This window comes from Pseudoalteromonas sp. NZS127_1 (assembly GCF_015864295.1).
GTDB classification, from domain to species: domain Bacteria; phylum Pseudomonadota; class Gammaproteobacteria; order Enterobacterales; family Alteromonadaceae; genus Pseudoalteromonas; species Pseudoalteromonas arctica.
This window is the reverse complement of sequence record NZ_JADYXO010000042.1, coordinates 1-9,571: the sequence shown is the minus strand read 5'-3', so window position 1 is coordinate 9,571 and position 9,571 is coordinate 1. Positions and strand designations below refer to the sequence as shown.

At 39.6% G+C, this 9,571-nt stretch carries 9 protein-coding genes and 2 tRNA genes; 4 read left to right on the top strand and 7 right to left on the bottom strand.

The genetic code is table 11. From position 1 onward, the window contains the following. From I6F50_RS19890 to nudE, 4 genes are all read right to left on the bottom strand, one after another. Positions 1 to 73: transfer RNA gene (locus I6F50_RS19890), tRNA-Met, on the bottom strand. Between the two features lie 79 nt (positions 74 to 152). Further along, positions 153 to 229: transfer RNA gene (locus I6F50_RS19885), tRNA-Met, on the bottom strand. A 136-nt stretch (positions 230 to 365) separates the two neighbouring features. After that, the gene (gene cysQ, locus I6F50_RS19880) at positions 366 to 1,169 is read right to left on the bottom strand and encodes a 3'(2'),5'-bisphosphate nucleotidase CysQ (protein ID WP_007586545.1); all 804 of its coding nucleotides are present in this window, start codon (positions 1,167 to 1,169) and stop codon (positions 366 to 368) included. After that, positions 1,162 to 1,734, bottom strand: a complete 573-nt coding sequence (gene nudE, locus I6F50_RS19875) for an ADP compounds hydrolase NudE (RefSeq protein ID WP_007586548.1) — start codon at positions 1,732 to 1,734, stop codon at positions 1,162 to 1,164. Before nudE ends, cysQ begins: the two co-directional genes overlap by 8 nt. A gap of 61 nt (positions 1,735 to 1,795) precedes the next feature. Here nudE and yrfG point away from each other — a divergent pair, with 61 nt between their 5' ends. After that, on the top strand, positions 1,796 to 2,443 hold the full coding sequence (gene yrfG, locus I6F50_RS19870; protein ID WP_007378908.1) for a GMP/IMP nucleotidase: 648 nt from the start codon (positions 1,796 to 1,798) through the stop codon (positions 2,441 to 2,443). A gap of 15 nt (positions 2,444 to 2,458) precedes the next feature. Here the strand turns inward: yrfG and I6F50_RS19865 are convergent, their stop codons facing one another. The 3 genes from I6F50_RS19865 to I6F50_RS19855 all read right to left on the bottom strand — a co-directional run bounded on the left by I6F50_RS19865 (position 2,459) and on the right by I6F50_RS19855 (position 3,897). Beyond that, positions 2,459 to 3,082 (bottom strand): dUTP diphosphatase, encoded by a 624-nt coding sequence (locus I6F50_RS19865; protein ID WP_165726845.1) that lies wholly within the window; start codon positions 3,080 to 3,082, stop codon positions 2,459 to 2,461. 105 nt (positions 3,083 to 3,187) lie between these two features. Next, positions 3,188 to 3,556, bottom strand: coding sequence for a YacL family protein (locus I6F50_RS19860; protein ID WP_024592461.1), 369 nt, complete (start codon positions 3,554 to 3,556; stop codon positions 3,188 to 3,190). Positions 3,557 to 3,672: 116 nt separating this feature from the next. After that, positions 3,673 to 3,897, bottom strand: a complete 225-nt coding sequence (locus I6F50_RS19855; RefSeq protein WP_002963009.1) for a hypothetical protein — start codon at positions 3,895 to 3,897, stop codon at positions 3,673 to 3,675. Between the two features lie 303 nt (positions 3,898 to 4,200). Here I6F50_RS19855 and uvrD point away from each other — a divergent pair, with 303 nt between their 5' ends. From uvrD to I6F50_RS19840, 3 genes are all read left to right on the top strand, one after another. Beyond that, the gene (gene uvrD / locus I6F50_RS19850) at positions 4,201 to 6,366 is read left to right on the top strand and encodes a DNA helicase II (RefSeq protein ID WP_197177136.1); all 2,166 of its coding nucleotides are present in this window, start codon (positions 4,201 to 4,203) and stop codon (positions 6,364 to 6,366) included. Then, positions 6,344 to 8,413 (top strand): GNAT family N-acetyltransferase, encoded by a 2,070-nt coding sequence (locus tag I6F50_RS19845; RefSeq protein ID WP_197119728.1) that lies wholly within the window; start codon positions 6,344 to 6,346, stop codon positions 8,411 to 8,413. The genes uvrD and I6F50_RS19845 overlap by 23 nt, the downstream gene beginning before the upstream one ends. Positions 8,414 to 8,515: 102 nt before the next feature. Further along, the gene (locus tag I6F50_RS19840; RefSeq protein ID WP_165727087.1) at positions 8,516 to 9,364 is read left to right on the top strand and encodes a chemotaxis protein; all 849 of its coding nucleotides are present in this window, start codon (positions 8,516 to 8,518) and stop codon (positions 9,362 to 9,364) included. Positions 9,365 to 9,571: the final 207 nt, after the last annotated feature.

The window sequence follows — 9,571 nt, the reverse complement described above, 5'->3', positions numbered from 1 at the left end:
TGCGGGAGCCGGATTTGAACCGACGACCTTCGGGTTATGAGCCCGACGAGCTACCAGACTGCTCCATCCCGCGCCTGTGTATTTTAAGTCTATCGACTACTTTATTTTATCTCTTAAGCTAGAGTTTACAGTAACCAAATCTTATAAAAAATTGGTTGCGGGAGCCGGATTTGAACCGACGACCTTCGGGTTATGAGCCCGACGAGCTACCAGACTGCTCCATCCCGCGCCTGTAATTTCTTTAAAACATTTTCGTAATATTTACGAGCCTGCCTTGAAGAGAGCGCTACTATATAGGAATAAACATTTAATGCAAGGCCTAAACTAATTAAAGTTGTTCAACCGAACAAAAAGCAATCAAATTGCTATTCTGCGCTCAACCTTTGATGCGGATTAATCATTTTTTGCCATTCCCAGTCTGGATGCCCCATCACTATAAAGTCAGGGTTCTCAGTACTCTCGCGTTGGTTGTACGTTAGCGGGTTAAATTCTGCATCGGTAATACAACCACCGGCTTCTTCAACAATAACTTGTGAAGCACCTGTATCCCACTCTCCCGTTGGACCAATTCTTAAAAAACAATCTGCTTTACCTTCTGCAACAGTACAAGCTTTTAATGAGCACGAGCCAATAGCAATAGTTGTAAACTGACTATTTAAATACTGACTCACCGCTTCTATTTTTTGGCGGCGGCTCACTGCAAGCGTCAAGTTCTCTGGCGGCGCTACAGATATTTGCTTATCAATTGAGTTTTCACGTTTAAAGGCACCATTTTTAGCTGTAGCAAAATAAGTCACACCTTTTGCAGGCCAATGAATAACGCCAAGCACAGGATGATTATTTTCAATCAATGCAATGTTTACTGCAAAGTCGCCACTTTCTAAAATAAATTCGCCTGTACCATCCATCGGATCGAGTAACCAATAACGCTGCCAGTCCTGTCTGTCGGCAAGTGCAGGTATAGGTGTTTCTTCCGACATAATTGGGATATCGGGCGCTAAGACTTTTAATCCAGCAACCAGTACGTCATTTGCTGCTAAGTCAGCTTTGGTAACAGGCGTATTATCTGATTTCTCTTGTTGGCCAATATCGCCTTTTTTATAAATGGCCATAATTGCATCGCCAGCACGCTCAGCTAATTCAATACACGGTTCGATTAATTTATTCATCGGCAGCTCCAGACGCTAAATACTTATCTAATAATAGCAAAGCTGCAACACTGCGTGCTTCGGTAAAATCTTCTTGGTCTAATAATGACTGCCACTGAGTTAATGGCCACTTAACAACAACAAGCGGCTCTGGTTCGTCGCCAATAAGGGTTTGTGGGTATAATTGCTTAGCAAATAAAATATGCATAGTGGCATTAAAGTAACTCGGCGCCATTGTTACTGTTCTTAATGGTTTAAAATACTCAGCACCAAAGCCAATTTCTTCTTTAAGCTCTCTGTTAGCAGCTTGCTCTGGCGTTTCGCCCGGATCGATTAAGCCTTTAGGAAAACCTAACTGGTAATCGTTTGTGCCCGCACAGTATTCACGTACAAGTAGTAATTCGTTGTCTGCACTTAACGGAACAATCATCACTGCTCCCCGGCCACCGCCGCGAATTCGCTCATACTGACGCTCTTCGTTATTAGAAAACTTTAGCTCTAAAGACTCCACAGTAAACAGGCGGCTTTTAGCGACAACATTGTTACTGAGGATTTGTGGTGGTGTTGGGTGCTTTTTCTGTGTCATTGGCGTTAATTTGCTATCATGGCAGTTAGTTCAATAATAAACCTTATAAGTTGAAATTCCTATGTTAAATTGGTCAAAAATCGATACCGTTTTGCTCGACATGGATGGAACATTACTCGATTTACATTACGACAGTCATTTTTGGCTTAACGTTATTCCTGCGCAACACGCATTAGCAAGGGGCATTAGCCTAGATGCAGCTAAAGCAGATATTTTAAAACGCTATCAAGCTGTGAGCGGTCAAATACAGTGGTATTGTTTAGATTATTGGGAGCAGCAATTAAGCTTGCCTATAATGGAGCTTAAACGAGAGTCTCAGCATTTAATTAAAATGCGCGAAGACGTACCTCATTTTTTAACTGAGCTTAAAAAAGCAGGCAAAGAGTTAATTTTACTTACCAACGCCCACCCTGAGAGTGTCATGCTTAAATTTGAGCATACAGCGATTGATAACTACCTAGATGGCGTAGTGTCTACTCATGAATATGGAGTAAGTAAAGAGCAACAAAGTTTGTGGCACCAAGTACAAAAAGACTTAGGGTTTAATAAGCAGCGCACTTTGTTTGTAGATGACAGTGTGCCGGTTTTGAATGCCGCACGAGAATACGGCATTGAGCACTTACTTGCAGTTGCTAACCCAGATAGCCAACAACCACATAACGAAATAGCCGATTACCTAAGTGTTACCGACTATCGTAAGATTATCTAACTCAACTTACGTGACTTAAATTTTTGGGTAACGCGCTTCTAGCCCTTGATATACTAACTTTGCAAAATCTGCATGTTCTGTATCAAGGCTTTTAACTACTTCAACTAAATGCTCGTTATCTTCTTGCCCATTCCATTCTTTAATATAGCTACCATCTTTGTAACCGTGATCTTGGCGGAAAAAGTTTAACGTATTTTTACCTACGTAGCCGCGATATAAATCATCAATATCCATACCTATTTGCGCCATACAGCCGGCAAAAGCACCTGCATTAAACGTTTTATCAGCAACAGCCGACGCCGCTAATATCTCTAGTGTTTGTTTAAAGTCATCAGCTTGTTGAGCATTACTAAGCTCAGTTTCAAGTTGCTTTGCTAAGTCTTCGTAGCTAGTTTCGCCGTCAATTCTAAGCGATAGACCAAAATGAAAAATATCAACCAACTCTAAAATAACTTGTTCAGTATCTGGTGTTTGTTTTTTCCACCATTTCCAACCATGATGATCTAGCATTTCAGCACACTCAACCCAAATAGCGCGGTACCATTCAAACCCTTGAGTAAACCATTGCTCATGTACTTTAGTATTCATGGCGTTTTGCATTTCTAGCATCACTACTAGCTTGTTTAAATTGGCAGACATATCAATTCCTGTCGTTTTGGTTGGCGTAATTTTCGTTGGTGTAATAATACAGATAAAATGCTGATTGTGCATTGCTGTATATTTTTATTAGTGTGCTAGTTATGTTTATCGTGACGTCGTAAACTCATGCCATGAATCAATTAAATCAATGAAATCTTCAAAGCCACAACCACTACTTAAACCATTTTCTTCAAGCGCTAAATCGTCATCTTGATACGCTATTAGGTCTTCGCTGTCTTGATGAAGTGCATGGGCTTCAAATAATGCTTCGTCTTTCGTTAATATTAAATCTATTTCTTGGCCTTTTAGCGTTAGCGGCTCATAGCTTGAACTTACCGATGCAATAAGCGCTTGCACCATGGCTACTTTGTCTTTGCCTATTTCTTCGTTTAGCCAGCGACCAATAATAGCGTGTTCACTGCTTATTTTAATACGTAGCCCACTAATAGGGTCGCGAATAAATTGATATTCCATAGGGTTTGCCTGTAAATCTTTAATTGCGTAATTATATACGTAAACGCCCGTAAACCACAGGACATATAAAGTAAAATAGCGCCACATGGGCGCTATTTTACTCAACTTTAAAACCGTTAACTTCGCGATCTATAACGCGCTGCGTCAATGATCGACCATAAGTAAATAATAGGCACAAGTACAAAGCCTACAAGCACATAAATTAGTGCGTAACTTATTATAATAGCGAGTGCAAAAAATATAGCCGCTAAAATACGCCCTTGCACTAACTGCCCTAAACCAGGAAAAAATATATTACATAATGCTGCAATTACGTTACCGCCAGAACCTTGATCTGCCATACTAACCTCTGTATTTATTTGATTTTATAATTATTTACCTACACACTCTATGCCAATTTATTAAAGCTTACAAATCAAATAGTTAAATTAGTCTAGATTTAGAGAGTTGGTAGATTTTGCTAAAATTAGGTCAAATTAGCAATTATTGTTATCCGTTTACACTTTTTTATTCGCTTAATTAATTAGCAAGTTACTCGTTTTGAACACTATTTTATAAATAGCTGTTTATAAAAACAGTATTTTATTTAGCCTAACAAAAACACCTGTTATACTGCCCACAATATTGATTAAAAAGGCGTAACGATGGACGTTTCACAATTACTCGATGGCTTAAATGACAAACAACGCGATGCCGTTGCAGCCCCACTACAAAACATGCTGGTATTAGCAGGTGCTGGGTCTGGTAAAACACGAGTGTTAGTTCATCGTATTGCGTGGCTTATGCAAGTTGAGCAAGCCTCTGCTTACAGTATTTTTGCAGTTACCTTTACTAATAAAGCAGCTAAAGAAATGCGTAGCCGCGTTGAAGAAACACTAAAAGCCCCTGTAGGTGGTATGTGGATTGGTACGTTCCATGGTTTATCGCATCGTATTTTACGTGCTCATCACCGTGAAGCTAACTTACCAGAAGCCTTTCAAATTTTAGACTCTGACGATCAGCTTCGGATGATCAAGCGCTTATTAAAATCGATGAATATTGATGATAAAAAATGGCCTGCTAAACAATTTGGCTGGTACATAAGCGCCAAAAAAGATGAAGCACTTCGCCCTAAAGATATTCAAGCATACGATATTAACGAGCAAATGATGCTGCGTGTTTACGCCGCCTATCAAGAGGCCTGCGATCGCGCAGGCTTAGTAGACTTTGCTGAAATATTACTACGTAGTTACGAAGTATTAAAAAATAACCCTACGTTACTTCGCCATTATCAGCAACGCTTTGCGCATATGCTTGTAGATGAGTTTCAAGATACAAATACCATTCAATATGCTTGGTTAAAGTTACTTGCTGGCGATACAAATAGCATTATGATTGTAGGCGACGATGACCAAAGTATTTACGGTTGGCGCGGTGCTAAAATCGAAAACATTAAACGCTTTTTAACTGACTTTAGCGCTGAAACCATTTGTCTTGAACAAAACTACCGTTCAACCGCAACTATTTTGAAAGCGTCTAACGCATTAATTCAAAATAACTCAGAACGTATGGGTAAAAGCTTGTGGACCGACGGTAACGATGGCGAGCCAATCTCTATTTATGCAGCATTTAATGAGTTAGACGAAGCACGCTTTGTAAGTAGCAAATTACGAAGCTGGTTAAATGCAGGTAATGCGCTGCAAGATGCAGCAATTTTATACCGTAGTAACGCGCAATCTCGAGTACTTGAGGAAGCCATGCTGCAAGAAGGCTTAAAATACCGTATTTATGGTGGTATGCGATTCTTCGAACGACAAGAAATTAAAGATGCGCTTTCGTATTTACGCCTAGTGGGTAATCGTCAAGACGATGCCGCATTTGAGCGTGTAATTAATACGCCAGCACGCGGTATTGGCGACAAAACATTGAGCCATATACGCGACTGTGCACGAGCAGAATCATTACCGCTTTGGTATGCCGCAAAAGCAATTGTAGAACAACAGCATTTATCTGGTCGTGCTTCTGGCGCAGTGAGTAAGTTTGTAGAACTCGTTGAACAAATAGAAGATAAAATTAGCGATCTTACTTTGCATGAGCAAGCCAAATACACAATTCAAACCTCAGGCTTGATGGCAATGTACCAAGCTGAAAAAGGTGAAAAAGGCCGTGCTCGCGTAGAAAACTTAGAAGAGCTAATTAGCGCTTGTGATCAGTATGAACTTCCTGAAGACGAAGAATACAGCTCACCTTTACAAGGCTTTTTAGCCCATACGTCACTTGAGTCGGGTGAAGGACAAGCAGAAGAACACGAAGACGCCGTACAAATGATGACGCTTCACTCAGCTAAAGGCTTAGAGTTTCCGCTAGTCTTTATGGTCGGCGTAGAAGAAGGCATGTTCCCTTCTCAGCAAAGTAACGAAGAGTCTGGCCGCTTAGAAGAAGAGCGCCGCCTTTGTTATGTAGGCATGACACGAGCAATGGATAAGTTATACATTAGCCATGCTGAGAGTCGCCGCTTATACGGGCAAGAAAAATACCATAGCCCATCACGCTTTTTACGCGAAATACCTGAGGACTGCGTTGAAGAAATTCGTATTAAAACACAGGTTTCTCGCCCGCCTGCCGCCGGGCGTTTTAGCGCATCAGTTAGCCATGCCGCATTTGAAGACAGTGGCTTTAACTTAGGGCAACGAGTTTTGCATGCTAAGTTTGGTGTTGGTACCGTACTTAATTACGAAGGCAGTGGCGCGCAATCTCGCGTACAAGTTAACTTTGACGACCTTGGCAGTAAATGGTTAGTAACGGCCTATGCACGATTACAAGCTGTATAAAGCTCACCTAAATGAGTTAGAACAACAACTAGCTGGCGCGTATCATCGTCAGCTAGTGCTGATTACGGGCAGCCCTGCTTGGTGTTATGAATTACTTAACTCATTAATAGATGAAAACAATACACTTGTTGTATCAAAGCAGTGCGCGATTAAAAATTCGTACTGGCCTACTCGCACTCACCAAATTTTAGGGCAAGAATTTGCTCATGCTGTTTACGATGGTTTTAGTGGTTTACACCCTGATAAACTTGCAGCACTTACCGGCACCGTTAAAGCAGGCGGTATACTGTTTTTATTACTGCCCGAATTAAATGATTTAGCCTCTTGGCAAGACCCCTCATTAAGTACAGTGCAATCACACGGTCAGAGTATTGAATACAGTTTATTTAATCAACGTTTCGCGGCTATTATTAAGCAATTACCCGCTTTTCATTTTAGTGAAAAAAATGGCTGTATTAGTAATCTCGTCAGCTCTGTTACGCATAATAAAATTGATTATGTACCACAGCAAAACTGCGTTGAACAAATAGTAAAAATAGCTAATGGTCGTGCCAACAGGCCTTTACTCATTAATGCTGATAGAGGTAGAGGCAAATCGGCAGCACTTGGCTTAGCTGCCGCAAAATTGACTGATAAAAAAGTAATTATTTGCAGCACTCAGTTTAAAGCGACCCATAGTAGCTTTAAACATTTAGCCAACGAGTTAGACCTGCAATACAACGCTCAACATAAACAGCTCGCCAACTTGCACTACGTTGCACCTGACGCGTTATTAAATGCATTACCTGAGTGCGATTTATTACTCATTGATGAAGCTGCCGCGATCCCTGTACCGTTATTGCTAAAAATGCTAGCTCATTACCCTCGTATAGTCTTTGCAAGTACACTGGTTGGGTATGAGGGCAATGGTAGGGGTTATACCATTCGCTTTAGTAACTATATAAAAGCGCACTATAAAGCCTCTAAAGTTGTAACGCTTGATGAGCCACTGCGTTTTGCTAAACACGATCCCCTCGAGAAGCACATTCGCACCTTGCTTGCACTCGATGCACAATATAAAGAGTTAAGTAGTGAGCAATTAGAGCAGCCAGTTCACAGCGAAATAACTCAGCAATCCCTTGTAAACAATGAGCCTTTACTGCAACAAGTTATTGCCCTGCTTGCATTGGCTCACTATCAAAGTAGTGTAAACGATTTACGCCAACTACTAGACGCACCATCGCAACGAATATTCATCAGCAAAATTAACAATCGATTAGTTGGTGTATGTTTAATCGCAATAGAAGGTGGTTTAAGTGAAGAACTTGCTCTACAGGTTATAAGCGGAGAGCGCCGCCCACAGGGTCATTTAATGGCTCAAACCCTCTCACAACTTAGTTTTAATAATGACTACTTAACACAGTTGAGCGCTCGCGTTGTACGAATAGCGATTGATCCGAGTTCTCACAATATGGGTTTTGGTAAAAAGCTACTTAGCTATTGCGAGTCGCAAGTAAAAAGCCAATGTAGTTGGTTTGGTGCAAGCTTTGGCGCAACAGCGCAGCTACTTAACTTTTGGCAAAAACAAGGGTTTGATACCGTAAAACTGGGTTATCAACGCGATAAAAGCACAGCTGAACATTCAGCGCTTGTGGTTAAATGCTTAAGCAATAAAAGTGCAATTATCCAACCTTTGAAAAAGCAGTTTAAAAACGACTTTTTTTATGCTCTTTTAACACATTTTAAAACACTAGATTGGCAACTTGTAAGTATTTTAATTGAAGGATTTAGCGATGAGTTAGTAAGCCCCGAGACTCGCGAACGATTAGCCTTACTCGTAAACAGTAACTTCACTCAATTTAATATCTCTGCGACTCTCTGGCAGGTAGTGAATCAGTCTCCTTCTTGTATGTCTCAATTAACAGAGTCTGATAAACAACTTTTAATAAAGTTAGTGCTGCAAAATGAATGTAATGAAAAAGTGATTCAACACTTAGGTTTATTAGGAAAAAAGCAGCTTGAGAATCAATTTAAACGTGCCATAAAAAACCTCACTAGTGCCATCTAATAACTCCTAGTTACCTATCTCTATTAAATCTTATCCATCTTTAAGCTATTTATTTAATTTGTTCTATCCTTAAAGCATTAACAGGTAAATTAAGATAAAAGCATGGAATTAATAAACTTTAAAGTGGGCTGCAAAACAATTTCACTTAAAATACTCGATATTTTATTAACAGAGCGCTTTGACAATAATCTAACAACTTTACCCAACAATAATAAAAGCTTTATTGGTGTTAAAGATTATATGGATATACCAACGCCTGTGTTTGATTTAGGTATTATTTTAAATAATATCTCAACCGAACAAAGTAATGCGCATGTACTAAAACAACTAAGAACATGGCAAGAAAAACTATTAAACTGGTTCAATACCCTTCAAAGTAACTTGCTAAATAGCTCGGCTTCTATTTCAAGCAATGATGCAGAACTACAAGATTTTGTTCTGTTTTACAAAGAGTTCAACACCGATAATGAAGACTTAAAACTAACAATGTCTCGACTTAACGAACCTTTCCAATCATTGCTAGAAACGGTAAAAGAAGCTATATCAGCTCATAATCAAAGCGATTATAAACAAGTATCAGCTCTGCTCGAAAAAATTAAGCGTAGTAACCTAATTCAGCTAGAGCGTTTATTCGAATCAGCTAAAGAGCAAATAACCTTAGACTATAAACCTATTATTGTTTTTACCACTAAAGACGGCTTAAACCCACACGTAGGGTTATTGGTAGATAAAGTCGAAGATAATATCGACTATAAAAAAGAAGACATTAAACCACTAGATAAGCTCACTGAGGTTGGTTTTGATCTAGACCCACAAACTAAAAATATGATGCGAGGATTAATCAAGCTTACACAAAAGCACAGTGTATTAATTGATCCAAGCGTAATATTTAAACCAACACAACTAGAAGAATCTGAAAGTGAAGAAACTCAAGCTTACGGACTATTTTAAATAGTCTTTAGATTTGGTTATAAACTTTAGTACTGAAGTAAGGAGCTATTCTACTCGACTTGTACATTTAGATAAATTGGAGAGAAATCGAGTGCGTAATGTTAGTTACTCATATTTCACTTTTCTGCAAACGTAAAAAAGCCCGAATCGTTAGATTCGGGCTTTCTACAATTTGAAGCCTGGTAATGTCCTACTTTCACATAGCAA